This is a genomic window from Capnocytophaga sp. CM59, assembly GCF_000293175.1.
Classification (GTDB): domain Bacteria; phylum Bacteroidota; class Bacteroidia; order Flavobacteriales; family Flavobacteriaceae; genus Capnocytophaga; species Capnocytophaga granulosa.
Genome location: NZ_ALNN01000016.1, coordinates 60,183 through 86,890, shown reverse-complemented (window position 1 = coordinate 86,890; position 26,708 = coordinate 60,183). Strand labels below are relative to the sequence as shown.

Annotated in this window: 25 protein-coding genes; 12 read left to right on the top strand and 13 right to left on the bottom strand. The window is 41.1% G+C overall.

Annotated features, from left to right (window positions below; translation table 11 throughout):
- The first annotated feature begins 167 nt into the window (after window positions 1–167).
- From HMPREF1154_RS05655 to HMPREF1154_RS05630, 6 genes are all read left to right on the top strand, one after another.
- On the top strand, window positions 168–638 hold the full coding sequence (locus HMPREF1154_RS05655; protein ID WP_009641562.1) for a hypothetical protein: 471 nt from the start codon (window positions 168–170) through the stop codon (window positions 636–638).
- Window positions 639–661: 23 nt separating this feature from the next.
- On the top strand, window positions 662–2,131 hold the full coding sequence (rpoN, locus tag HMPREF1154_RS05650; RefSeq protein ID WP_009641541.1) for an RNA polymerase factor sigma-54: 1,470 nt from the start codon (window positions 662–664) through the stop codon (window positions 2,129–2,131).
- 4 nt (window positions 2,132–2,135) lie between these two features.
- Window positions 2,136–3,881 carry an ABC transporter ATP-binding protein gene (locus HMPREF1154_RS05645; protein ID WP_009641573.1) on the top strand — a complete coding sequence of 582 codons (1,746 nt, stop codon included), beginning with the start codon at window positions 2,136–2,138 and terminating at the stop codon, window positions 3,879–3,881.
- Between the two features lie 46 nt (window positions 3,882–3,927).
- Window positions 3,928–4,473 carry a hypothetical protein gene (locus HMPREF1154_RS05640; protein ID WP_009641575.1) on the top strand — a complete coding sequence of 182 codons (546 nt, stop codon included), beginning with the start codon at window positions 3,928–3,930 and terminating at the stop codon, window positions 4,471–4,473.
- Between the two features lie 46 nt (window positions 4,474–4,519).
- Window positions 4,520–4,969 (top strand): hypothetical protein, encoded by a 450-nt coding sequence (locus tag HMPREF1154_RS05635; protein ID WP_009641567.1) that lies wholly within the window; start codon window positions 4,520–4,522, stop codon window positions 4,967–4,969.
- Between the two features lie 107 nt (window positions 4,970–5,076).
- A complete protein-coding gene (locus tag HMPREF1154_RS05630) occupies window positions 5,077–7,194 on the top strand; it encodes a glycoside hydrolase family 97 protein (protein ID WP_009641545.1) in 2,118 nt (705 codons plus the stop codon).
- Between the two features lie 80 nt (window positions 7,195–7,274).
- Here HMPREF1154_RS05630 and HMPREF1154_RS05625 read toward each other — a convergent pair whose 3' ends face one another.
- Window positions 7,275–8,045, bottom strand: coding sequence for an MBL fold metallo-hydrolase (locus HMPREF1154_RS05625; protein WP_009641584.1), 771 nt, complete (start codon window positions 8,043–8,045; stop codon window positions 7,275–7,277).
- Window positions 8,046–8,179: 134 nt separating this feature from the next.
- Here HMPREF1154_RS05625 and rpiB point away from each other — a divergent pair, with 134 nt between their 5' ends.
- The 6 genes from rpiB (at window position 8,180) to HMPREF1154_RS05595 (ending at window position 14,372) form a co-directional block, all read left to right on the top strand.
- Complete coding sequence (rpiB, locus tag HMPREF1154_RS05620; protein ID WP_009641615.1) at window positions 8,180–8,602, top strand: ribose 5-phosphate isomerase B; 423 nt, start codon at window positions 8,180–8,182, stop codon at window positions 8,600–8,602.
- A 21-nt stretch (window positions 8,603–8,623) separates the two neighbouring features.
- Entirely contained in the window at window positions 8,624–9,643 is a 1,020-nt protein-coding gene (pheS, locus tag HMPREF1154_RS05615) for a phenylalanine--tRNA ligase subunit alpha (protein ID WP_009641589.1), read from the top strand.
- A 30-nt stretch (window positions 9,644–9,673) separates the two neighbouring features.
- Complete coding sequence (locus tag HMPREF1154_RS05610; protein ID WP_009641592.1) at window positions 9,674–10,474, top strand: YoaK family protein; 801 nt, start codon at window positions 9,674–9,676, stop codon at window positions 10,472–10,474.
- An 81-nt stretch (window positions 10,475–10,555) separates the two neighbouring features.
- On the top strand, window positions 10,556–11,272 hold the full coding sequence (locus HMPREF1154_RS05605) for a nucleotide exchange factor GrpE (protein ID WP_009641586.1): 717 nt from the start codon (window positions 10,556–10,558) through the stop codon (window positions 11,270–11,272).
- Window positions 11,273–11,293: 21 nt separating this feature from the next.
- A complete protein-coding gene (gene dnaJ, locus HMPREF1154_RS05600) occupies window positions 11,294–12,409 on the top strand; it encodes a molecular chaperone DnaJ (protein WP_009641594.1) in 1,116 nt (371 codons plus the stop codon).
- 58 nt (window positions 12,410–12,467) lie between these two features.
- Complete coding sequence (locus HMPREF1154_RS05595; RefSeq protein WP_009641587.1) at window positions 12,468–14,372, top strand: S9 family peptidase; 1,905 nt, start codon at window positions 12,468–12,470, stop codon at window positions 14,370–14,372.
- Between the two features lie 91 nt (window positions 14,373–14,463).
- On the opposite strand, the gene HMPREF1154_RS05590 is transcribed toward HMPREF1154_RS05595, so the two are convergent.
- From HMPREF1154_RS05590 to HMPREF1154_RS05540, 12 genes are all read right to left on the bottom strand, one after another.
- Window positions 14,464–14,880 carry a CBS domain-containing protein gene (locus HMPREF1154_RS05590; protein WP_016419388.1) on the bottom strand — a complete coding sequence of 139 codons (417 nt, stop codon included), beginning with the start codon at window positions 14,878–14,880 and terminating at the stop codon, window positions 14,464–14,466.
- 175 nt (window positions 14,881–15,055) lie between these two features.
- Window positions 15,056–15,718 (bottom strand): protein-L-isoaspartate(D-aspartate) O-methyltransferase, encoded by a 663-nt coding sequence (locus tag HMPREF1154_RS05585; protein WP_009641565.1) that lies wholly within the window; start codon window positions 15,716–15,718, stop codon window positions 15,056–15,058.
- A gap of 144 nt (window positions 15,719–15,862) precedes the next feature.
- Window positions 15,863–18,565: an AsmA family protein gene (locus HMPREF1154_RS05580; RefSeq protein ID WP_009641610.1), complete on the bottom strand. Its 2,703-nt coding sequence runs from the start codon at window positions 18,563–18,565 to the stop codon at window positions 15,863–15,865.
- A 103-nt stretch (window positions 18,566–18,668) separates the two neighbouring features.
- Window positions 18,669–19,424: a carboxypeptidase-like regulatory domain-containing protein gene (locus tag HMPREF1154_RS05575; RefSeq protein WP_009641572.1), complete on the bottom strand. Its 756-nt coding sequence runs from the start codon at window positions 19,422–19,424 to the stop codon at window positions 18,669–18,671.
- A 147-nt stretch (window positions 19,425–19,571) separates the two neighbouring features.
- Window positions 19,572–21,317: a DEAD/DEAH box helicase gene (locus HMPREF1154_RS05570; protein WP_009641621.1), complete on the bottom strand. Its 1,746-nt coding sequence runs from the start codon at window positions 21,315–21,317 to the stop codon at window positions 19,572–19,574.
- Window positions 21,318–21,391: 74 nt separating this feature from the next.
- Window positions 21,392–22,036 (bottom strand): hypothetical protein, encoded by a 645-nt coding sequence (locus HMPREF1154_RS05565; protein ID WP_009641579.1) that lies wholly within the window; start codon window positions 22,034–22,036, stop codon window positions 21,392–21,394.
- A 1-nt stretch (window position 22,037) separates the two neighbouring features.
- Entirely contained in the window at window positions 22,038–22,259 is a 222-nt protein-coding gene (locus tag HMPREF1154_RS05560; protein ID WP_009641552.1) for a DUF6140 family protein, read from the bottom strand.
- Window positions 22,260–22,277: 18 nt separating this feature from the next.
- Window positions 22,278–23,330, bottom strand: a complete 1,053-nt coding sequence (locus HMPREF1154_RS05555; RefSeq protein ID WP_009641595.1) for an RHS repeat domain-containing protein — start codon at window positions 23,328–23,330, stop codon at window positions 22,278–22,280.
- A 27-nt stretch (window positions 23,331–23,357) separates the two neighbouring features.
- Complete coding sequence (locus HMPREF1154_RS13305; RefSeq protein WP_157231242.1) at window positions 23,358–23,504, bottom strand: hypothetical protein; 147 nt, start codon at window positions 23,502–23,504, stop codon at window positions 23,358–23,360.
- Window positions 23,501–23,941: a hypothetical protein gene (locus HMPREF1154_RS05550; RefSeq protein ID WP_009641582.1), complete on the bottom strand. Its 441-nt coding sequence runs from the start codon at window positions 23,939–23,941 to the stop codon at window positions 23,501–23,503. Before HMPREF1154_RS05550 ends, HMPREF1154_RS13305 begins: the two co-directional genes overlap by 4 nt.
- A 355-nt stretch (window positions 23,942–24,296) precedes the next feature.
- Window positions 24,297–24,776 (bottom strand): hypothetical protein, encoded by a 480-nt coding sequence (locus HMPREF1154_RS05545; protein ID WP_009641569.1) that lies wholly within the window; start codon window positions 24,774–24,776, stop codon window positions 24,297–24,299.
- Between the two features lie 12 nt (window positions 24,777–24,788).
- Complete coding sequence (locus HMPREF1154_RS05540) at window positions 24,789–26,675, bottom strand: hypothetical protein (protein WP_009641547.1); 1,887 nt, start codon at window positions 26,673–26,675, stop codon at window positions 24,789–24,791.
- Window positions 26,676–26,708: the final 33 nt, after the last annotated feature.

Genomic DNA, 26,708 nt, shown 5'->3' with positions numbered 1-26,708 from the left:
CTGTCCGTTATGTACCCCAAAAGTACCTTGCGGACAGTTTGTTATCTTAATCAAACACTTAAAAAACAACTTATTGTTTATAATTATTTGTTAAAAAATAGTTTTTAATTTGCTTTTTACAAAAAAATCATTAACTTAGCGCACTAATAATTATAATCTCATATCCTATGAAGTTGTTTTTTACCTTAGTGAGTATGTGCCTATGTATAGGAACGCTCCACGCTCAAAAAGCTCAAAAAGCGACTGTTGAAAGGCTTATTGAAGCCATCAGGAATACTCCTGAAGAGGACTTCCCTATTCTATACCCTATGCTGAAAATCACTCAAGAGATTCCAGCAGAGCAAGGAGGGATGGAGAAATTGCGACAGGTTTTCGCCATTATAAAAACTTATATACAAGACCAAGGGCCGATCCTATACACCTCTCAAGAGGCTATAGAGCTGATCAATTCTGGACAGACCAAGCAGCGTGTTTCCGATATTCTTACCTCCGACAGAGGAGTAGTGTTCTATATCTATCTGCCATACCATGACAAGCTCTTAGTACGATTCCCTATAGTGGTCAACAGCAAAAACGAAATTATAGCTATCAATATAGACTATTGCAAGGACAATTCCATCTGCCTGCAATATCTATAAGTCTATAACTCTTAAAACAAATTATGTTAAAACAACAATTACAACTCAAGCTCACCCAGAAGCTATCCCCCCAACAAATCCAACTGATGAAGTTGGTACAGCTCCCTACCCTTGCCTTTGAGCAGCGTGTAAAAGAGGAACTGGAAGAGAACCCCGCCTTGGAAGCTACCGAACACCAAGACTGGGAGCAGGAGGAAGCCCATGAGGACGAGTATGACACCCCCGACGAATACGAAGATAACCAAATCATACAAGCCGATGCCATCAATGTAGATGAATACCTCAGCGATGACGAAATCCCTGACTACCGCCTCTATGCCAATAATTACCATGAGGAGGATGCTTTTGGACTCCCCTACCGAGAGGAAGTCTCTTTTCACCAGTACCTTATAGAACAGCTTAACACTTTCCGCTTAGGTGAAAAAGAGCGGGAGATTGCCGAGTTTCTCGTAGGTAGTATCAATGACAATGGGTATATCCGCCGCTCCATGAGCGATATAGCTGATGATTTAGCCTTCACTCAGAATATCTATACCGATGAGAAAGAAGTGGAACATATCCTCAAGACGGTCATCTTCCAGTTAGACCCCGCAGGAATCGGTGCCAGAGACCTACAGGAGAGCCTTATCGTACAACTCAAGCACAAGCCACAAACAGCTATTACGGAACTGGCTATCACAATTCTGACGGAAAACTTTGATATCTTCAGTAAGAAGCACTATGACAAACTTATCCAGAAGTATAACATCTCGGAAGAAACCCTCAAAGAAGTAATTCAAGAGGTAGAAAAACTCAATCCCAAGCCTGGGAGTTCTTATGCAGAAGGAAGCAAATTCACCGAGCAGGTAGTGCCCGACTTTACCGTTACAATTAATGATGGAGAGCTAGAACTCTCCCTCAATGGGCGTAACACTCCCGAACTACATGTCTCCCAAGAATATACCGAAATGTTCAAGACCTATAGGGATTCCACCGATAAGGACAAGCAGAAACAGAAAGAAGCCGTAGAGTTCATCAAACAGAAATTAGATGCCGCTAAGTGGTTTATCGATGCCATCAAGCAGCGCCAAAACACTCTTTTGGTTACCATGAACGCAATTATGCTCCACCAAAAGGATTATTTCCTCACAGGCGATGAGACCAAGATCAAGCCCCTTATACTCAAGGATATAGCCGAAAGTATCGGTATGGACATCTCTACCATTTCGCGTGTGGCCAATAGTAAGTTTGTTAGTACTCCCTACGGCACCAAGCCGGTGAAAGCCTTCTTCTCTGAAGCTATTAAGAATGACGAAGGAGAGGACATCTCTACCTATGAGGTCAAAAAGATTCTCCAAACAATTATAGAGGGGGAGAATAAGCGCAAACCCTACACCGACGACAAGCTTATGGAGCTGCTCAAGGAAAAGGGCTATCCTATTGCACGCCGTACAATTGCCAAGTATAGGGAACAGTTGGACATTCCCGTGGCGCGCCTAAGAAAAGAATTATAGTAGAATGAAACACTTAGCTCACGTAAACAAATATTTTTACAAATACCGCAAACAGCTCTTCTGGGGGGTACTCATCACGATCATTGCTCGTCTTTTCTCCCTTGTCATGCCCAAGGGAGTACAGTATGCATTCAAGACGATTGAGAACTATATCAACCACCCCAACCCTGACCAACCTTTGGGAAGGTCTCTGCTTTTTTGCGCGTTAATCATCATAGGTTCGGCCTTGCTTTCGGGCTTTTTTACTTTTTGGATGCGACAGCTCATTATCAATGTCTCTCGCTATATAGAGTATGACATGAAAAATGAGATCTACCAGAAGTACCAAATCCTATCTCAGCGTTTCTATAAGCAAAATCGCACAGGCGACCTTATGAACCGCATCAGTGAGGATGTGGGTAAGGTGCGTATGTACACAGGCCCCGCCCTGATGTATAGTGTACAGACCGCAACACTATTTCTCTGTAGTATCCCACTGATGTTCTACACCTCCCCGATGCTCGCTACCTATGCCCTTTTACCACTACCTATATTGGCGGTACTTATTTACTTTATCTCTCGCAAGATCAATAAGAAAACTCTTGAGGTACAGCAGTTTCTATCAGAAATTTCCTCCTTTTCTCAGGAAGTTTTCTCTGGAATCCATACCATCAAGGCCTATGCCTTGGAGCAAGAAGCCCAAAAGAATGTAGAGGCTCTCAGCCAGGAAGGTCGCAAGAAGAACCTATCTCTATTGCGTATTCAGGCTTGTTTTTTTCCTATCATGCTGCTACTTATTGGGATTAGTATCATCTTTGTCATCTTCATCGGAGGGCGATTGTATATCAATGGCCAGATAGACTCCATTGGGGTCATCACCGAATTCAGTATCTATGTGATGATGCTCACTTGGCCTGTGGCTACCGTGGGCTGGGTCAGCAATATTGTCCAACAAGCGGAGGCCTCCCAAGGGCGTATCAACGAGTTTTTACATGAGACCCCCGATATTGAAAATACCAACCCCTCCCCTACACCTATTGAAGGGGATATCCGCTTTGAACATGTTACCTTTACCTATCCCGATACCCAGGTTACTGCCCTAAAGGACATCTCTTTCCATATCCCTAAGGGAAAAAGTATTGCTATCATAGGGCGTACAGGCTCAGGCAAATCCACCATTCTCGACCTCATTACCCGTATGTATGATGTGCAGCAAGGAGAAGTACTCATTGACGGTAGAGATATAAAGTCACTCAACCTCAACGACTTACGCAAGTCTATCTCTGTTATTCCACAGGATTCTTTCCTCTTCTCCGATACTATAGAGAACAATATCAAGTTTGGCAAGTCCGAAGCCTCTGATTTGGAAGTAATCCAAGTGGCTAAGCTCGCACAAGTACATGACAACATCATGGATTTCAAGGATAAGTATAACACCATGCTAGGAGAGCGAGGCATATCCCTCAGTGGCGGACAGCGCCAGCGTGTATCTATCGCCAGAGCGCTGCTCAAGCAGGCACAGATTTATCTCTTTGATGACTGCCTCTCTGCGGTAGATACCGATACAGAAGAGAAGATCCTCCATAACCTTTCCCAAACGGCACAGAATACCACTCGCATCATCGTCAGCCACCGTGTATCAGTGGCTCGCAATGCCGATTATATCCTTTTCTTAGACCAAGGGCACCTCATAGGAGCAGGTACCCACACCGACCTATATGCCCAAAATGAAGCCTATCGCAACTATTATGATACTCAGATCATTAAGTGATTAGTAAAGAACAAATAGTAAATAATAAAACTTAAAACTCAAAATTATGAGACATACTCTTATACTTTTAGCAGCTCTTTTGAGCCTTGTAGCTTGCTCCGACGGCAAGCTCTCACCCTCACAAGCCCACGACTTAGTAGAGGCCGCCTTACAGGATTCCCCTATGTACGAAACAGCTCATCTAACGCTAGGTGAGGTAAAGTACCGCACCAAAAAGGACGGGGACAAAATAAAGCAAATCAAACAATTGGAAAGCGACGACTACCTCTCCATAGAGGAACTCAAGGTAAAGAAAAAATGGCTCTCCAACGATAGTGTTTGGGTAGTGAATATCAAGTGTACCGACAAGGCGCTCCCTTATGTTACCGAACTAAAAGAGACCCGTGCCAAGGTAAAAACCCTCGAATATGTACTCTCCAATGAGGTTACTGTAGAACAAAAAAACGAGAAAAGCGCCACTATCACCGCTACTTTCCAGAAAAAAGAAACTCCTTTTAGCTTCCTAAACAAAAAGGCTGGCGGTCAGGACTTTATCCAAAAGAAATACAAAGCCAAATATCGAGAAAAAGAGGGCTGGACACTCTCTAAATAATAAGATTAGCCTCCCAACACCTAAACCCTATTACCTAATTTTACCTATGAAAAAAAGCACCTCCCTTTTACTCTTTCAAGCCCTACTCTCTGTAGTTTCGGGCATACTCATCACCCAGATGTCTCTCTTGGGGCGTATCGGTATTCATACCATGTATAGGCAATTCATGATCTTTCGCTCGTGGTGGAAAACGGCCTTGCTACTTTTTGCTGTACAGTGTCTTGTTATAGGCCTTCTGTGGGGCATACGAAAAATGGTACATCTTTCAGCGGCCAAAAAAGTCGCTTGGCTACTGCTTATAGTAGGTATTGCTGGTTTTGCTGCTACCTACTGGGATTTCTCTACCACTATGCACAAGGTAATGAAAGCCAAGTTTCACTTCGGTTTCTATCTATTTTGGATTGGCTGGTGGGTAAGTTGCTTGTACTTTATCACCATTAAGAATGAAGAACCAATGGTGAAAAGTGAAGAATTAGAAGAAAAAAGCCATTACTAACAAACTCAAAATTCGAAACCAAAAACTCAAAACTTTTTTGAGTTTTTTCTTTTTTATGTCTTATTTTTTTCGTAACTTGCACCATGGTAATTACAAAAAAAATTCTAATGAAACAATTGGTAATAGCCCTTTCTATGGCTGCCCTCCCCAGCATTTTCGCTCCTGTTAGGGCACAGGAGCAAAGCTCTCCCGATGGGAAAGTCTCTCTTTCTTTCTCCCTTACTAAAGAAGGAACCCCCTCCTACAAGGTGAGCTATAATAACAAACCTGTAATTAAGGAAAGTACCTTGGGCTTCCTGTTAAAAAAATCAGAACCCCTGACCAAGCAGTTCAAAGTGATTGATACTCAAAAGACTACCTTCAAGGAAACATGGAAACCTGTATGGGGGGAAGAAAGTCAAATCCTTAACCACTACAACGAACTCTTAGTGGCCTTGGAACAAACTTCCACTCATAGGAAGATGAACCTGCGCTTTAGAGTCTATAACGAGGGCGTTGGTTTCCGCTATGAGTTCCCTCAGCAGAAGGAACTTACTTACTTCGTTATTGAAGAAGAATTGAGCCAATTCGCCATGGCAGGCGACCATACCGCTTGGTGGATTCCTGGCGATTATGATACTCAGGAGTATGACTATACCCAGAGCAAACTCTCCCAAATCCGCTCTCTTATGTCTCAGGCTGTAATTAAGAATGTATGCCAAACACCATTCTCTCCCACTGGTGTACAAACAGCCCTAATGATGAAGACCCAAGACGGCCTATATATCAATCTACACGAGGCGGCACTAGTCAATTACGCTTGTATGCACCTGAATTTGGACGACAAGAACCTTGTATTTCAATCTCATCTTACCCCCGATGCCAAAGGTGACAAAGGACACCTATACACTCCTTGCCACACCCCTTGGCGTACTATTATGGTAAGCGATGATGCGCGTAATATCTTGGCTTCTCGCCTAATCCTAAACCTCAACGAACCTTGTGCACTCTCCGATACTTCTTGGATCAAACCTGTAAAATATATAGGAGTATGGTGGGAAATGATCAGCGGTAAGTCCTCTTGGGCTTATACCAATGACCTCCCTACCGTGGATCTTGACAAAGTAGATTACACCAAAACACGCCCCAATGGCACTCATGCGGCTAACAACCAGAAAGTACGCCGTTATATTGACTTCGCTGCCCAACATGGGTTTGACCAAGTGCTTGTAGAGGGTTGGGATATAGGCTGGGAAGATTGGTTTGACAACTCCAAAGATTATGTCTTTGACTTCATGACTCCTTATCCTGACTTTGACCTCAAAGGTCTCAATGAGTATGCACACAGCAAAGGCGTAAAACTGATGATGCACCACGAGACATCTGCTTCTTTGCGCAACTACGAGCGTCATATGGAAAAGGCTTACCAACTGATGAATGACTATGGTTATAACTCTGTAAAAAGTGGCTATGTAGGCTGCATTATTCCACGTGGCGAATACCACTATGGCCAGTGGGCGGTAAATCACTACCTCTATGCCATTAAGGAAGCTGCCAAACACAAGATTATGGTCAATGCACACGAAGCAGTACGCCCCACTGGTCTATGCCGTACTTATCCTAACCTCATAGGCAACGAGTCCGCTCGTGGTACCGAATACGAAGCCCTTGAGACTGTAAAGCCTTTCCACACAACTATCTTACCTTTTACCCGCCTACAAGGTGGTCCTATGGACTACACCCCTGGTATTGTTGAAACCAACTTGGTAAATACCAATCCCGAAAACCACCACACCCTAAGTAGTACCCTCGCCAAACAATTAGGCTTATATGTTACCATGTATAGCCCCTTGCAAATGGCCGCTGACCTACCTGAAAACTACGAAAAATTCTTAGATGCTTTTGAGTTTATCAAGAAAGTACCTGTAGACTGGCAAAAAAGTGTGTATTTGGAAGCTGAACCTGGCCAATATATTACCATCGCTCGTAAAGACAAGCATAGCAACAATTGGTATATAGGTAACACCAGCAATGAGAACGGACATACCTCAGTGCTCTCTCTTGATTTCTTGGACAAAGGAAAAGAGTACGAAGCCACTATCTATGCCGACGCCCCCAATGCTAATTACCAAGGCAATGCCCAAGCCTACACCATCAAAAAGCAAAAGGTGAATGCCAAAACTAAGCTTACCCTAAAAGCTGCCCGTGGTGGAGGATACGCCATTGAAATAGTGGAGAAAAAATAAATAAATAATGTTCAATGATTAATGATTAATGTTCAATGACTATTGTTGTTATTGGCATTAATCATTAATCATTATTGGCATTAATCATTAATCATTATAGTAAGGTTATCATATGCTAAAAATACATGTGCAGGGAGTTCTTTCTGTACTTTAGCATGAAAGCCCATGGTTTGGCTCATATGAGTGAAGAAGGTCTGGCGTGGGTGTACTTCCTTGACAATGGCCAAGGCCTCTTCTATGTTTAGGTGGGTAGGGTGGGGTGCCTTGCGTAGCGCATTGAGTACCAAAGTATCTACCTTATGCAGCTTGGAGAGTTCCGCCTCGGCTATATATTTGGCATCGGTAATATAGGCTAAGTTACCTATGCGATAACCTAAAATAGGCAATGTCCCATGCTCCACAGCAATTGGGATTACTTCCTTGCCAAAGAGCGTAAAGGGTGTCTCAGCAGTAATCTCCGTTGGGGCTACCGAAGGTGCCCCCGCATAGCGGTTCTCCGTGGCGAAGATATAGGCAAAACGTATACGTAGCTGTTCTATCACCCTAGGTAGGCCATAGATAGGCATATCCCCCTGCTTGAGTACAAAGGGGCGTATATCATCCAAGCCTGCGGTATGGTCGGCATGTTCATGAGTAAAAAGAATTGCCTCTAGGTGCTGTACCCTATGGCGCAACATCTGTTGGCGAAAGTCTGGAGCACAGTCTATATTTACATTCACACCTCCCCATGAGAGCAAAGCTGAAGTTCGCAAACGCTTATCCCGCTTGTCCCTACTGCGTGCCACGGGCGTATCCATGCCTATCACAGGTACTCCTTGGGAGGTGCCTGTTCCTAAGAAGGTAAGTTTCATTAGGCTTATTTTTAATTAATTAACCTTCCCCTCAGGGAAGAATTTATACTCATGCAAAAATACAATTTTTTCTTGATAATAGCTTTTAAAACTACTAAAAAAAATGTACCTTTGCACTTTAAAAACACTGACTGATGAAAATTACCATTGGAAATGATCACGCAGGTACTGAATATAAGAAAGTGATTATGCAGTACTTGCTATCACAGCATTATGATGTTACCAACGTGGGTACCGACTCCCCCGAAAGCGTGGATTATCCTGACTTTGCACACCCCGTAGGAGAGATGATTGATAAGGGAGAGGCCGACTGGGGTATTGTTATCTGTGGAAGTGGCAACGGAGTGGCCATGACCGTAAATAAGCACCCCAAAGTGCGCTGCGCTCTCTGCTGGAATAAGGAGATCGCCGTCTTGGCAAGAGAACACAACAATGCCAATGTGATCGCTATCCCCGCCCGCTTTACAGCTGTAGAACAAGCCCTTGAGATGGTCAAGACTTTCCTTAACACCCCTTTTGAAGGGGGCCGACATGCCCGCCGTGTAGAAAAAATTTAACCACATAATATTGTTACTCCTATGATAGATAAAATCAAAGCACATATTGCCAAGGTAGAGGCTTTTGCCACTGAAAAGAAAGAAGAATTAGAACAATTCCGCTTGGAATACCTCGGTAAAAAGGGACTACTCAATGACCTCTTTGCCAAATTCAAGGAAGTTCCTAAAGAGGAAAAAAAGGAATTCGGACAGATTATCAACGAACTCAAGAGCAAGGCCGAAGCAAAAATCAACGAACTTAAAGAAAAGCTAGGCGGACAGACCTCAGCAGCACCTGCTTATAATGACCTTACCCGTCCGGCTTTTCCTATGGAAATCGGAAGCCGTCACCCTGTGTCGCTGATCAAAAATAAGATTGTTGAGATCTTTGCCAACATTGGCTTTAGCATAGCCGAAGGTCCTGAAATAGAGGACGATTGGCACAACTTTACAGCCCTAAACCTACCCGAATATCACCCCGCAAGGGATATGCAAGATACTTTCTTTATTCAAACCCGCCCCGATATTCTCCTACATACCCACACTAGCTCGGTAGAGGTGCGTTATATGGAGCAAAACCAACCGCCTATCCGTATCATCGCCCCTGGCCGTGTGTATCGCAATGAGGATATATCGGCGCGCTCTCACTGCCTTTTCCACCAAATAGAGGGCTTGTATATCGATACCAATGTCTCCTTCGCTGATCTCAAACAGACGCTTCTTTACTTTACCAAGGAGATGTTCGGTAAGTCCAAAATACGCCTAAGACCCTCTTATTTCCCTTTCACCGAACCCAGCGCGGAAATGGACATCTATTGGGGGTTAAACAACGAAATTGACTACCGCATCACCAAGGGTACAGGTTGGCTTGAGATCATGGGCTGTGGTATGACTGACCCCAATGTACTGAAAAACTGCAATATAGACCCTGAAAAATACTCTGGTTTTGCTTTCGGTATTGGGCTGGAACGTGTGGCTATGCTACTATACCAAATAGGAGACATACGCGCTTTCTATGAGAATGATGTGCGCTTCTTAGAGCAATTCAAGAGTTCTATATAACACACCAAAACTCGTGATAAACAAACAATTATGTTCAGACATCAAGGAAAAAAGCGTTCTGCCAAGAATAACTTACAAATAGCAGTCGTACTCTCCTTCGTGGCGGGTATAGTCAATGTAGTGGGCTTCCTTTTCTTAAGTAGGCTCACAACCAATGTAACTGGGCATTTCGCTTTTTTCATTCATGATATCTCTATAGCTGAGTTCTGGAAGGGTACTATCTACCTGTGTTATATCCTTTCCTTCCTCTGTGGCTCATTTACTTCGGGCTGGCTGATTGAAGACGCCAACTATCACAAAAGGCAAAATAAGTATTTCAGGCCTACCCTCTTGGAATGTTTGACCCTCGGTTGTGTTATCCTTTTCAATACCCTATGGGAGCATTTTCCGCATGAGTTGACTACCTTTATGTTGCTCTATGCCATGGGGTTGCAAAACTCCTTTGTGACCAAAATCTCCAACGCCACCGTCCGCACCACCCACCTAACAGGCTTGTTTACCGACTTAGGCATTGAGCTTTCCCAATTATTCTATATCAGAAGAAACAATTATCTACAACAGGAGAAAAATATAAAAAATAGTATCAGACTACGGCTATTTATCGTTGTTTTTTTCTTCTTAGGCGGCTTTTTTGCAGGATTTGCTTTCGTGAAACTTTCCTTGGGGATCAAGACCCTTTTCTTTGCCATCGCTATCCTATTGGCTGGCCTATATTACGATGATGTCCGCTTTAGGTACCTCACCGAACGAAGAAAACACCGAGACCATCCAAGACATACCAAGCACTCAAAACATCCAAAACACACACCTACTCCCCTTAACACACCCTAAGTATATGCCATTTTGTCACTTTTCAATCTTTGGCAGTACTTTTGCTATGAATAAGAATTAGTAATACAAAATAATACACCCATGAATACAGGACACACTCATAACGAAGGCGACCTCTACGCTGATGACATTCATGATGCAGAATTTCAAGATGCTGAAATTATAGATGAGGAAATACACGACAACCCTACCGCTGCTCAAGAGGCTTCTTACGCACAAGAAGAACCCCAAGTAGTAGAGGCTCAAGTGCAGGAAGAAACTGAAAATCAAGACAATAACACTCAAGCCGAATTTGCTGAAAAACAAGCCGAAGCAGAAAGACAAGCCAGCGATGCAGCTCAGGCCGATGAGGCTATTTCTATCTTGGAAACAGAGCTACACAAGGAAAAGGATAAGTTCATGCGCCTCTTCGCTGAGTTCGAAAACTATAAGCGACGTACTGCCAAAGAGCGACAAGAGCTACTCAAGTCAGCAGGACAAGATGTCATACAGGCTATGCTCCCTGTCCTAGATGACTTTGATCGTGCCCTAGTGGAAATCTCCAAAAGCGAGGACGAAAACTTGCTCCGTGGCGTGGAACTTATTCACAGCAAGCTCCTCAGTACCCTCCGTTCCAAAGGTTTGGAACAAATCCCTGTGGCTGCCTCCGATACCTTTGATAGTGACATACACGAGGCACTGACCCAAACCACTGCTCCTACTCCTGAACTTAAAGGAAAAATCATTGATGTAGTAGAAAAAGGATACAAATTAGGAGAAAAGATTATCCGATACCCTAAAGTGGTAGTAGGACAATAGGCTTTCTTAGTGATTGAATAAATGAAAAAAGATTATTACGAAATTTTAGGCGTTAGCAAAACAGCTACTGCCGCTGAAATAAAAAAGGCCTACCGAAAAAAAGCATTGGAATACCACCCCGACAAAAACCCAGGGGACAAAGAGGCCGAAGAAAAATTCAAAGAGGCTGCTCAGGCCTATGAAATACTGAGCGACGAACAAAAACGAGCACAATACGACCAATTCGGACACGCAGCCTTCGAAGGTGGCGGTGGCGGTTATAGTTCTATGGAGGATATCTTCCGTAACTTTGGGGATATCTTCGGCGGACACTTTAGCGGCTTTGGTGGTTTTGGTGGCTTCGGCGGAGGAAATTCTCGCTCTTATAGAATAAAAGGAGGGGATCTACGTATCCGTGTAAAACTTACCTTGGCCGACATCGTAACTGGTACCGAAAAGAAAGTAAAGGTGCTTCGTAAGGTAAAGGCCGAAGGTGCCACTTATAAGACTTGTAACACCTGCCATGGCAACGGAAGTATCGTCCGAGAGGTCAATACCATGCTCGGCCGTATGCAATCTTCCTCCCCCTGCCCTACTTGTGGTGGAAGCGGTGAAGTGATTGACAAAAAGCCTGATGGTGCCGACGCCCAGGGTCTCAAATCGGTAGAGGAAACTGTTACTATCAAGATTCCTGCAGGGGTAGTAGAAGGTATGCAGATGAAGGTACCTGGCAAGGGGAACGAAGCCCCTGGCAACAATAGTATCCCTGGAGACTTATTAGTGCTTATTGAGGAAATAGAACATGAAACCCTCAAGCGCGAGGGAGAAAACCTTCATTTAGACCTATATATAAGCATGCCTGAAGCCGTCTTGGGTACTTCCAAGGATATAGAAACAGCTACAGGAAAGGTGCGTATCAAGCTCGAAGAAGGAATCCAATCAGGAAAAATCCTACGCCTCAAGGGCAAAGGAGTGCCTAACCTCAATGGATATGGGGCTGGAGACTTACTCGTACATGTAAATGTATGGACTCCTAAAACCCTTACCAAAGAGCAGAAAAACTTCTTCCAAAAAATGATGGAAGATGACAACTTTACTCCACAACCCGACAAATCAGAAAAGAGCTTCTTTGAAAAAGTCAAAGATATGTTCTCCTGACTGACCCGTTGGCTATGGGCTAGGTTATCATAAGAAAAAATCTCTAATACTATATATGATGAGAAAAATTTTACTAATCCTTGCTTTGATTATGACTTATAATACGCAAGCACAACAACCACTCACTCCTGAGAAATTATGGGAATTGCATCGGGTAAGTGGCATCGGGCTGACACCTGATAAAAAACAGGTCTTACTGAGTGTTACCACGCCCAATGTGTCTGAAAATTCCTTCAAAAAGGAGTTTTACAAATTGGACGTCAGTGGGGGCAAGCTCATTCCAATTACCCAAGAACAGTTGGAGAACCTCACCATTAAGTACAATGCGGACAAGACCCTTAAGCTCATACATAAGGAAGTAAAACTCCGCCCTGTCTTGGGTAAGGACTTCTATAAGGAATTGGACAAATCCACAGGGAAGGTATACGAAGGCTTAGACCATCGTCATTGGGACAAGTGGAACGAAGGGGCTTACAACCATGTGTTTATTGAAAAAATATCCAATGGTACCCAAACCGATATTATGCAGGGCTTGCCTTATTACTGCCCTCAGATGCCCTCCGGCGGAGAGGAAGATTACATATGGAGCAATGATGGTAAAAAGGTTCTCTATGTAACCAAGGCCAAAGTAGGTACTGACTATGTGGTAAGTACCAATACTGACATCTATCAGTATGATATAGAAAGCAAAACTACAACCAACCTCACCGAAGGTATAATGGGCTACGATACCCACCCTTCTTTTAACAAAGATGGTGTTTTGGCTTGGCTAAGCATGAAAGAGGACGGCAACGAAGCGGATAAGAATGACCTATATATCCTCCTTGATGGTAATAGGATCAACCTTACTGCCTCTTGGGACAATACCGTTTTTAGCTACATTTGGAGCAATGACGGAAAGAAAATCTACTTTACCGCTGCTACCCAAGGTACCCAGCAGCTATTCGAAATAGAGCCTTTTGCTAAGAACCCTACCCCTAAGCAACTCACCAAAGGAATCTTTGATATAGGTGATCTCTTAGGCCAGTCAGGCGACCTCTTAGTGGTTTCTCGTAATGATATGAATAGAGCCGCCGAGATATACACTGTCAATCTCAAAGGACGTAAAGCGCCTTTGGAGATAAAACAGCTCTCTCATATCAACGATGATCTCTATAAGCACATAGCCAAGTGCCCTGTAAAAGAGCGTACTATAAAAACCACCGATGGCAAGGATATGCTCGCTTGGGTTATCTATCCACCTGATTTCTCTCCTAAAAAGAAATACCCTACCCTACTCTATTGTGAGGGAGGGCCTCAATCGGCACTAACTCAGTTCTACAGTTTCCGCTGGAACCTCCAACTGATGGCCTCTCAGGGTTATATTGTCATCGCTCCTAACCGCCGTGGTATGCCAGGACACGGAGTGGCTTGGAATGCCGAAATTAGTGGCGACTGGGGCGGACAGGTGATGAAAGACTATTTAGCTGCCATTGATGATATTGCCAAAGAGCCTTATGTAGATACTTCACGCTTGGGTGCTGTAGGGGCTAGCTACGGAGGATATTCTGTATATTATTTGGCTGGTATCCACAACAAGCGTTTTAAGACCTTTATCGCCCACTGCGGGGTATTCAATACCAAGAGTATGTACGGCACTACTGAAGAGATTTTCTTCAACCGACATGAGTTCGGAGGAGATTATTGGGATAAAGGCAATGCCATAGCTCAAAAGGCCGTTACCGAGTTCAACCCTATAGAGAAAGTGGAGGCATGGGATACACCTATTCTCATCATTCATGGCGGCAAGGACTATCGTGTCCCTGAAGAACAAGGCTTCCAAGCCTTCACCGCTGCCCAGCTTAGAGGAATCAAGAGTAAGTTCCTCTACTTCCCCGACGAAAACCACTGGGTATTACAACCTCAGAATGCACTCCTTTGGCAGCGTACCTTCTTTGGTTGGCTCAAAGAAACCCTCAAATAAGTATTCAATAGTTTGCATGGTATAATTGTAATGAAAGAAGCCAAAATCCGCGGATTTTGGCTTCTTCTTGTCTCCTATGATAAGGCGAGTCTTAGTACTGCTCTAACAGATACTTGATAAGATCGGTAGTGGTAAGCATACCTACCAAGTTTCCATTTTCAGTAACAGGCAAGGCGTGGAAAGTTTGTCCTGCAAGTATCTCTGCGGCTTCCTTGATAGTAGTATCAGGTGAGATAGAAAGCGGTACCTTGGCCATTACTTGTGGAATGGTGAACATATCATACACTACACTATCCACATGCTTTTCGTCATCAGAAAGGTCAGCAAAGCTAATACGCAACAAGTCGGTGAGGCTCAGTACTCCTATAAGTTTGCGTCCTTCCACTACTGGAATATGACGAATGTGGTGTTTTTTGAACAATGCCTCTGCCTCATACAAGGTCTTAGTAGGGTCTATTGTTACTACGTCCTTAGACATAATCTGGGAAACGGGAACTCTTTGTTTCATATCTTTATAATATTAATTAATAACTTTTTTCCACTACAAAGTTAATAAAAAATATTTGAATTATAGCAAAAAATCCATTTTTATTTTCCGTTTTTTTTTCGTATATTTGCATCTTGTAGGTAAAAAATAAAGGATAAAAAGTAAAACCCATTACCTCTTTCTTACCCTCTACTTTTTACCTAATTTTCGATTGTACATTCTCCAGCATAGGTACAAACCCAAAGGTTCCATATTCCTCTTTGTTGAACTCATTGGCCGAAAGGCGTGTAAAAACGGTCATAATCTGCTCGCCTTTCCCTATAGGGATTACTAGCCGCCCTCCGATCTTCAGTTGTACCAGCAATTCCATAGGTACCTCTGGCGCCCCCGCAGTTACCAAAATACGGTCATAAGGTGCTTGTTCTATATAACCCTTATAGCCGTCCCCAAAAATCATTTTTTTAGGCATATAACCCATTCGCTCTAGTAGAAGTTTGGTCTTCTTGAAGAGCTCTTGTTGCCTTTCTATCGTATAAAGTTCTACCTTCAGTAACACCAATACGGCCGACTGGTAGCCGCTTCCTGTACCTATCTCAAGTACTTTCTGTCCTGGTTGCACCTCTAGCAACTGTGTCTGGAATGCCACTGTATGAGGGCGAGAAATCGTCTGATCTGCACCAATAGGAAAGGCTATATCTTGATAAGCTCTTTCTTCAAAAATACTGTCTAAAAACAAATGTCGGGGAATGGTTCTAATGGCTTGTAATACCTTTTCATCAGAGATCGGGTACTGCGGACGCTCTGAAAGCTGTCGCGCCAAAAGATTTCGCATCCCTTGATGTCTTGCTGTATCCTTCATTTCTAATGATTAATGCCAATAATGATTAATGATTAATGCCAATAATGATTAATGCCTATAATGATCAATGATTAATAGCCATTAAATCACTGACTATTAATCATTAATCATTGAACATTAATCATTAAACATTAATTATTGATTTTATTCTTTCTTCTTAAACAGTCCATCCAAGAGGTTGTTTACTGCTTTTTTAGCTTGGTCTTTAGGGGCTTGTTGTTGGGTTTTAGTGGTATCGGCAGGGTTAGCTTGTGTTTTACCACCTATGATCTTACCCAAAGCATCTGTGGCTTTGTTCATGGCTTCTCCTCCTATCTTCTCGGTAATCTTGTTGGTTACTTCATTGGTTACCTTATCCATTACCTTGTCTGTTAGCTGATTGGCCTGTGCTTTGGCTACCTGTAGGGCTAGGTTATTTACCACCTGTTTCATATCGGTAGAGACCTGAGGCTTGGTAAAGTTACCTCCCATATTCACATTCACTGGAATATCCCCCAACTTCTGCTGCTCGGTAGCGGTGAGCTTAGCCAATAGAGCCGAAGCATCTGCCCCGAGCATCTTAGCCGGTACATTGAAGGTTAGTTTGTAGTCCATCGTTTGGTCAAAACCATGGGTTCCCGCTACATTGATGGTACTACCATTCCACTTAATTGTGAAAGGTTTTACTACCACACGACCATTCTCAAAGGTTACATTAGCCTTAAGGTCTTTAAGATTGAGCTTGGAGAGGTTCAGCTGGGTGAACTGTGAATCCAAGGCTGAAACCAGTGGAGAGGTTTGTTTCACATGGGTATCCAACAAGGAAGCGGAAAGGCTTCCTGAAAGCGAATTAATATCGGGAGTGAGCTCTGGAGTGAGCTTTCCTGTTACATTGATCTTGGAGCTAAAGAATCCTTCTACCACCTTGGCAATAGGCATGATCTTCTTAAGCATATCTATCTGAGAGAAAGATTCTGTAACATTGAGCTTGGTCATATCTAGATCCACAGCAAAGGTAGAGGTATCTCCCTTGGTAGATACGTTTCCTGTAACGGCTGTTTTCCCTCCAAATATATCAGTCTGTAAGTTCTGTAGGCTTACTTTCTCATCTTTGATAATAAGCTTACCTGAGACATTGTTTAGGTTGAGCTTATCATAGAGTACAGTCTTTGCTTTGGCATCGAGGGTACAATCTAGGAAAGCAGGAATTTTGATAGAAGCTCCTGCGGTAGAGGTATTTGTAGTGGCAGGCTTGGTCTCAGCAGGTTTTTTCTCCTCTTGTTTAGGGGTTTCTGCTGGTGTATCGGTTTGCATGAAGTCACCCACATCTATATGGTTGGAGGCCAAGGAGAAGTTCCCTTTGAGCACTTCATTGCGCAAAGTAAAGCCATAGAAGTTTTCCAAAGTTCCCTTGATATTAAAGTCCGTTTTTCCTGTCTTGGCGTCCAGTTCGGTAAGCTCTATCTTAGCATTATTGAAGGAAAGCCCTGCCTTGTTGATATGGAAAGGCTGTAGGAATCCTGCCCCAGAATAGACAAACTTTTCCAAAGAGGCATGCCCTGCATTGCGAATACGCTCGTAAGCTTTTTTCTCTACCGATGCCATATCAAAAGAAGTAGTTATATCGGCCTTGAGGATTCCCTTTAGGTCTAAATCCATCTGTACAGGATAGGCTTTTTGGATATTCTCCAAATTGATAGTTCCTTTAAGGTCTGCATCCACAAGCATATTCCCTGTAAGATTCCTTAAAAGGGCTTTTGCAGAGAAAGCATCTTGGTCTATCGTGAAAGCAAAACGATTGATATTCACATAAGTATCTTCCAATTTCTCTGTATCATTGCCTATCTTTACATCTATATCAATATTCTTAACCGACTTAGGCAGAGAAGGATACTTGAAAGACGCATTATTGGAGAGCATACGAATATCCAACTTAGGAATAGTCGTAGGGGTATATTTGCCCGCTACCTTCCCGTTGATTGTAAACTCACCTGTTGTCTGTACCCCTTCTATACTCTTGGTATAAGCAGCAGGAATAAGGTCTAAACAGTTCTTAAAGGTAGTCTTAGGCGTTTTGAAACTTAGGTCATAGAGCTGACCATCGTCCAAGAGTTGTACAAAGCCATCAAAATTAAGCTCTAAGTCATTTAGTTTTAGCGTATTGTCCTTTAGCGTATATTTTTGCTGATTAAGGTCTATACCCAAGATCGCATCAAGGGTCACCACATTGTTACGCAAAAAGGCCGTACCATCAGAGGCAAAAGACAATTTAAGTGATGTAGTAGTCTCTAAATCAAGTACTTGATTTGCAAAGTTTCCTTTTCCTTTGTGATAAAGACTATCCACTATTACACTCATCTTTGAGCCATCTTCCTTAAAGGTAAAGCGCAGGTTATCAATGTTATACTCATTTAAGTCAAGAGAGAAATTATTTGGCTCCTCACTCTCTGGAGTATCCGAGGTGCTTTTGGCAATGTCAAAGTTGCCTTTGCCTGCTTCATTTATACGTACATTTACCACTGCATCGGCTATGGAGAAGCCAAGGAGTTTGTAAGGTTCATCGTCTTTCTTAAAGAGTATATCCTTAAGGTTCACCTTTGCAGAGAAATTACCCACATAGGCCAAGGTATCTCCCTCAAAAGGGGCGTTGTTAATCACCTTCAGTCCGCCCACTTCCACCGTTGCATTGGGGAAGTTCTTAAACACACTGAGGGAGAAGTCTGTAAAACTGATTTGTGCATCTACACTTTCGTTCACTTTCTCCATGATTTTCTCCTTTATGGTGTTCTTAAAGAGAAAAGGAATGGAAACAAGTAGCAGTATCAAGACCACAAAAATAATTCCAATAATTTTAAAAAACTTTTTCATCTATATACAGGGTTATAGGGGTTTAGGGGTTAGGGACTAGGAGTTAGAGGTTAGTCATTAGTCACTTGTCACTTGTCGTTAGTCACTCGTCACTAGTAATTTGTCACTTATTAAGGAGTTTGTACTCCTCATAGCATTGGGTAAGAGCATCTAAGAACTGTAGGTCATTGGAGTTTTTGATAAAGTCCTTAGAATAGTTACAATGGCGAAGCAAGTCCTCCAATTTGTCTTTGTCTATACCTAAGATCTCACTAAGGCTCTCCCTGTCATATTTGCTATTGAGCATGGAGCGAATCTCATCACTCTGTTTCATCTTCTTGAGCTTTCTAAGATCTTTCTCTCGGCTGCTAAAGAGCTTATAGATAGTCCCTACTGGATTTCCTATGGCTTCCAATACTTTTCCAGCCGTTGAAGGCGCTCCTGTACGAGGTTCATAGCCCAAGTCCAAACCAGAGATACTGTACTGCTTATTGGTATTGATAGGCATATACTTGGCATCTATAGCCAAATAACCTGTAAGGCGATAGGGGGAGATGACCACCTCCTCCAAGGCATAGGCCAATTCCGTCAGCCCGATACGCGTACCAGGAAAGCGAATCATATCCTGAGTCACCTTGATCTTGATCGACTTAAAACCAAGGTAAGAAAAGTGCAATGTATCATTCACCGCCGCACGAATGGCAAAATCTCCCTTAGCATTGGTGATAGCTCCTTTTACTTGATTGATATTCAGTATATTCACATTATCCAATGGCAAATTGGTCTTGGTATTGAAGACATTTCCCCGCATAACTGTCTCCTCCTGTGCCCATGTGGCAAAGGACAAGAATAGTAGAAAAAAAAGAAAACTGTTTTTCATAAAACACTTGTTTTCAATAAATTAACAATACAACTACTCAACTTCAAAATCTGCCCCAAATATAAGAAAAAAATAATAATTGTCAATAATTTCTCACTAGTCACTTGTCATTAATCATTAATCATTGCTGGCATTAATCATTAATCATTATTTCCTCTTTTTCCGTTTCTTAGAAAAGGTATCAGAAGCATCTTTGCGTTTAGGCGCTCCTTTTTTATCTCTTCTATCGGCTGGCTTATGGTCTCTTCTTTCCTTCTTATCCTTCTTATCCCTTTTGTCTTTCTTTCCTTTGTCGCCAGCTCCTTTTTGTTGGGAGATTTCTATATGAATGGAGCGGTTGTCCATCTTAAAATCGGCAAAAGTGTCCAATACCAACTGGGTCATCTCCGCTTCGGTATTGAAAAAGGAAAAAGTATCCTTTACATCTACCTTGAAGATGTCGTTCTTGCCCAGACCAATGTTCTCTCTAAGGAAATCCTTAAGCAGTCGCCAGTCATAGCCATCGCGCTCCCCTATATTGATAAAGTAACGGGTCTCTCCTTCGGTAGAGAAAGATTTGCCTTCTGTGGTTTCCGCATTGAGGTCTTTGGACTTGCTGTAATAGTTGTAGAAACGGTTGAACTCCACCGCTACCATACGCTGAATCAGCTCCTCACGGTTCAGGTCGCTCAGCACATCGTAGATCGCTGGCAGATACTCATTCACGGCAGGATTCACCTGGGTGTCCTTAATCGTATTGGCCAAGTGGTAGAGCTGTATCTCACAGATTTCCATACCACTGGGGATAGACTTGTACTCAAAAGTCTTTTGGATAATCTTCTCAATCGTCTTGATACGCTTGGCCTCACTCTTGGTAAGGATCACCATAGATACACCCGACTTGCCTGCGCGCCCCGTACGGCCACTGCGGTGAGTGTAGGTCTCTATCTCGTCTGGGAGTTGGTAGTGGATCACATGGGTAATATCATCCACATCTATCCCACGGGCAGCCACATCAGTAGCCACGAGCATTTGGATTTGCTTAGCTCGGAAACCTTTCATCACCAGGTCGCGCTGGTTTTGGCTTAGATCGCCATGGAGGGCAGCCGCATTGTAACCGTCCTCTATCAGTTTCTCGGCTATCGCTTGGGTATCACGTTTGGTACGGCAGAAGACTACGGAGAAGATAGACGGATTGGCATCGGCCAAGCGCTTGAGTGCCTCATAGCGCTGACGGCCATTGACGATATAGCATTCGTGGAGTACGTTGTTGGAGGCTTGGTTCTTATGCCCTATGGTAATCTCCTTGGGCTTATACATGAACTCTTTAGCGATTTTGGCCACCTCGGCAGGCATTGTAGCCGAGAAGAGCCAAGTATTTTTTCCATCAGGTGTTTCGGATAATATAGAGCAGATATCCTCATAGAAGCCCATATTGAGCATCTCATCAGCCTCATCGAGTACACAATAGCTGATATGAGCGATAGAAGCCAGTTCGCGGCGCATCATATCCTGCATACGGCCAGGGGTAGCCACGATAATATGCGCCCCTTTCTTAAGGCTACGGGCTTGTTCTTCTATACTTGCCCCCCCATAGATAGCTACAATATGCACCTGTGGCATATACTTGGCATACTGCTTAAGCTCGGAAGCAATTTGCAAACATAGCTCACGAGTAGGCGCCAAGATAAGTCCTTGAGTAATACGCTGTGTGGGATCAATCAGTTGAAGAAGTGGAAAACCAAAAGCAGCGGTTTTTCCGGTTCCTGTTTGTGCCAGTGCCACCATATCGGTAGGTGCTTCAAGCAATACAGGGATAGCGGCTTGTTGTACCTCAGACGGACGCTCGAAGCCCAAGTCATCAATCGCTTCGAGTAGGGGTGCGCTTAGCCCCAATGTTTCAAATAAATTCATACTAATAGTAATAGGGTGCAAAGATAGAAATTAATTATCAATTACACCCTAATAATTTAGAAAATATATTTTTACTATGCCTCCCACAGGATCTGCTCCAACTGCTCCTTCCCTGTACGCCCTTCGTACTGGCTGATAGGTCTGTTCCACCAAGACGTATTGGGGTGCGGGATACTCCGCGCTTTGCTGAGCAAACCTCTTGCTTGCTGCTTTTGAGCTATCCGCAGAAAAGACTCATAGGCTTTTTTGCTAACAAAGACAATCAGGTCAGGACGATACTGGTTCTCCAAGGCACGCAACTGCTCGAAAGAGCGCAGCTCCTCCGCCTCCCCTGCCACTACAATGCTCTCCCCACTTACCTCCGCAGGGCGTAGAAAGTAGTTGCTAAAGGCTATATATTCAAGAGCTTGCGGGTAATCCCCCTTGTTAAACACCGCTCCATATACCCCACCTATATGCCTATAGATAGCATGAGAGGGATTTTTGTAACTACTCTCTATCACATCATGGCGTATAATGGCCGCTGTATTGAGCCAAGCCAAAGCCTCCTTTGTAAAACCATAGCTCGCGGTACTCCGCTCATACCACTCCTGCCCCACCTTATGGTTATAGTCCGCTGGCAGATAGTGGCTCTCCCCCTGAAAGAGTACTTTCAGAGGAGCCTTTGCATAATGCTTCCCTACAAAGGGAGCTAATTCAGGGTGTAGGGTGTAGATCATTTTATCCTATTTTGTCCACTTTCAGTGCAGTTTTGAGACTTGTAAAGATACGACTTACATCAATCCCATACACACGCTGGAAAGCTGCAATTACATCTTTTCCTCCGTTTACAAACACAGGGTTGGTAACTGATTGGGTAAGTACCTCCACCTGCATTCCTGACTCCAATCGCAAGCCATTGCTTACTACTGTCCTTGTTACTGTTACTCTATATAAAGGCATTTTTATATGGTTTTAAGATTAATAATATTCTATTTTTCTCTCTACAATTTCCTCTTTTTTAGCAAGAGAAACAGAACCTTCTGTATAAAAAAATCTATAATCTAGTTTTTCAATCCAATTTCCTTTAGTGTCATATTTCCATTCTAAAAAACATCTCATAGAATAAGTAAATATATCGTCTTCATATTTACCATGCTGAAATATATCAACATCTCTACATAAATCTAAATAATCAAAAAATCGTACCTTGCTCCAATAACCTCCTTTTTTTCTCTCATATATGTCATTTGGAAAATTTTCATCAAATATTTCCACCTTTATACTTTTCTTATTATAGCACCTTTCTACTCTTACCCCTTCCCAATTATGAAAGATGTATTCTTTAGGTTTCCTCTTGCCTTTTTTCACCATATCAATATGGTTGTCATCCTTTTCAAATAATACATTGAAATACACTCCCCATTGCAAATCAAACTGAGTACTGATTTCTTTTTTATCATCATAGCAAATTCGCTTGAATAGTACCCCTGCTTGGGTATAATCAATACTATTTTTATCATCTTTTTCAATGAAAATGGGAATTTTATTCTTATAAAGAGATTGAAAATCAGGATTTTTTATTTCCCTACGGTACTCATCAAATATTTCCCAATAAGGTGTATACCAGCGTTCTTCTGTAATATTCCCTAAAAAATCATACTCATATTCATATATTTCAAAAAGAACATCATTCAAATAGAGAGCAATAGGATTATCATGATCATCATACACATACTTACGAGTAGAAGAATAGCTGCCTTTATCTACTTTCTGTAGTAAGCGCCCCTTATTATCATATAGAAATTCATGCCTTACCATATCTGTTTGTTTACCATTTCTATAATAGCGCTCTTCTATAAGATTTCCTAAGTGATCATAGGTATATTCTTGCCTACGATTATCCTTAGCAATATCTATAGCAACCAATCTCCCCTGTAGATCATAATGCTTTTTTATAGTGTGCTGCGGTATGTATCTTCTTATTTTATACTTACTATCATCATAAGTACGTTCTTCTGTTGATTTTATCATTTTTTAGATTTTTTATATTACTATATTCTACTCATACCACTCCTGAACTACCTTATGATCATAAGCCTCCGGTAGATAGTGGCTCTCCCCCTGAAAGAGCATTTTCAAAGGAGCCTTCGCATAATGCTTCCCTACAAAGGGAGCTAATTCGGGGTGTAGGGTGTAGATTGTCATAATGTCTTCAATGAGTCCTTTAAATAATTTAAGATTTCTGTTACTTTATCATTGATTTTTTGAGCTCTTTTTTTATAATCTTCAATTTTTGAAATAGTAACTATTTCTTTTTGTGAATATTTATCTATAGCTTTTTGTATTTTTTCTTTGTCTTTTCCAATAGTTTGAACACATATTACTATCGAGCAATTCTGTTTTTCCAAATCCTCTAAGTGATTTTTTACGGAGCATTCCCCTATAGCATAATCTCCTTGAGAAACAACACCAAGTTTAATACTTTCCTTTTTGAGAACCGTCAAGAAATCTCCATTTTCTAAATCCTTAAAGACATCTATAGAAGGTTCAATATACCCTTGTCCTCTTAACTTATTGTATACATAGTTAATAGTAACTGTTTTACCAACATTAGGCTCTCCTTTAAGTACAATTAATTTCATATTCAATTTTTATTGTTTAACAATTTTTAAGTTTCTCACATTCAAAACTATCAGAATAAACACAAGGGACAATAGTAAAAACTTTGCTAAAGTTTTATCTTTTGGCAAATAGTACAAACTTGTGCTAGTGAGGGAAGAGTAGATTATAATAACAATAAAAGTTTCTGTCCTCCTTTTTGACTATTATTCCACCCTTTACGAGGACAAGAGACCCTATCTATATTTATATTCTGATTTTGGTAGTTACTTTGAATATAGTTTTTAATAAAATCTATGTGGTTATGTAATAAAAAAATCTTTGTAGGATTTAGATTTGTTATCAGGAAATCTACATATCCTAAAGTATAGTTTATATCTATAGAATTGATATTTTTTCTTCAAGACTCTTTATATTAATAGCAGGTCTCAAAAAAGCATTTGCAAAAGCAATCTCTTCTAAAGCCTTTTTAAAGTTACTCAAATCATATTTTTGAGCATATACCTCTGCAATCTTTTGATAAATAAGATGTGCTTGATTTGGACTGTTAAGACTGTTAATTAATCGTTTTTCTATTATATCTCTAGTATTGATATTTTCTTGTAACTTTTTATCAACAATTTCATTGTAAATATTTAACGAATTATACCAATCATTAACTGGTATAGGTTTTTTTATAAAATTTGCATGGTCTATATCTATCTTTTCAATATAATGTCCTTTTCCTATAAAAAGAACTTTGTTAGAATTATTTTTGTAATTTTTCCCTTCAAAATATTTTATTTCAGGCCTTTGACTTAAGAAATTTTGAATAGTAGTAAGATTAACTGGATTCTGAATATTAATTTGTTTTGCCATATGATCTATTTCTTAAATATTCCCTTCCAATTCCTTTACTCTCTCTTCACTAATTCCCAAGGCCATTGCCAAGCGGTTAAGCAAGCGACGTTCTCTCTCAGATATAGCCCCATCGTGTAAGGAGTTCTTATACTCGGATAAGTATTCTTGTTCTTCCGAAGTCAGTTCTTGACCTGCAATAGCTTGTGCTTCAAGTTCTTTTGCTCTTTCAGGAGTAATATTATAACGTTCCCGAATACGCTCCAAGATTGTACGCTCACGCTCATCTATCACCCCATCATTCTCCAACATAAAATGTATCTCTTCCAAGTAGCGAGCCTCGTTATCAGGAGTAGGAAGCTGAACAGGTGTTTGTATTACTTCTTCTGCTGTTATATCAATAGTCTCATTCTCTTCAGTAAATTCATTCATAGGTTTGAACTTTACACTAATACGGCAACTAAAATCCCTATTTTGTTTGATTTCTTTTTCTTCTTGGTAATGAACACCAGCCTTTACAGATGTAAATAACATTTTTAATTCTGCATTTACATCAAGGATTTCATTTCTATCCAATGTTTGTGTCTGAGAAGAAGAAAGTACTTCATCATGAGAAAGGAAATTTCCATTCAATCGTTGTTGTGCTAATCGTTGCCAAGAAAATTCACTAGGAAACCACACTACATCCTTAGGAATATAAGGTCTTTTTTCAGGATCAAAAGTCTGAGTTCGCTCCATTTTTAGATAGTCACGTAGAGAAGAGTTCATAAGACTATCATAGTCTACCCCAACTTTCCCTCCTGCAATTTTTGTCTTTGCTTCAGCTTCTGCTTTAAGGTTAGAATGATTATTTTCTTCCTTATTTTCTTCTTTTATAGTTTCAAAAGTTATAGATGTCGCACCCAAGCATTGAAGGATATAGAAAAATTCATTCAATCTGTCATTAAGCAATTCATAGTCATAATTCTCTATAGGCAAATAACTATCTGTTTTATAAGGATGTGCTATATAAGTTTGATTAACTTTAGGATGATATTGAGGAAAATGTAACTCTGGTAATTTCTTTATATTTAATAAGGTAACATGTTCAGATTTAAAGAGATCATCAGTTTTAGAAATAGTAATAATTTTACGTTCATGTAAAGGCAAGTCTTTAAAATGAGTAAGATAATTATGATAATTATTTTGCTCTTCTTTACTATACTGAGAAAAAGCCTCCAAATTACCTTTATCAAGATTTTTTAGACTATCATATGCTTGTGCTGCCTTATAGAAATTATTATTTTTCTTATATATTTCAGCACTCAAAGAAAGATATTCTTTATAACAAGGAGATTTTTCATTAACTTTTATGCTTCTAAGAAATATTTGCGCCTCTTGAATATTATTCTGTGCTAAAAGTTGTTTTATTTTTTCTATTACAGAAATAGCTTGACTATTGTTTTTTATCTCTGTATGTATATAATGGAATAATTCATAAAATATAGAAGATGAAAATAGGATTTTGATATTCTCTTTTTCTTCTTCTATCTTGAATATAAGTATTGAGAATTGTTTATCATCTTTCGTGATTTTTTCTTCTTCAATTGAAACTATTTTATCCCATAAAATAGGAGGTAGTCTTTTCTTTAAGAGACTATCTTTTGCAGTTTGGAGAAGTGCATCAGAAAGTTTCATTCTTTCTTTTGACAAATCTTTTCTTAAAAATCCTCCAAAAGGTTCAAATTCAAAAATAGAAGATTCTAATTCTCTAAATTCATTTATATTATTTATCTGAAAATATATTGCAAAATCAGTTGTAACCAAAGTACAATCCTCATTTTCTGAAATAAGTAGTATATCTTGATTTTCAGGTATGGAAAAAGTTTTTATTACTTCTTCCTTTTCTTTCTTTCTTTGAAATAATTCCGTTAAGCCCAAACTTAACTAGTGCTTCTTCAATAATTTCTTTCA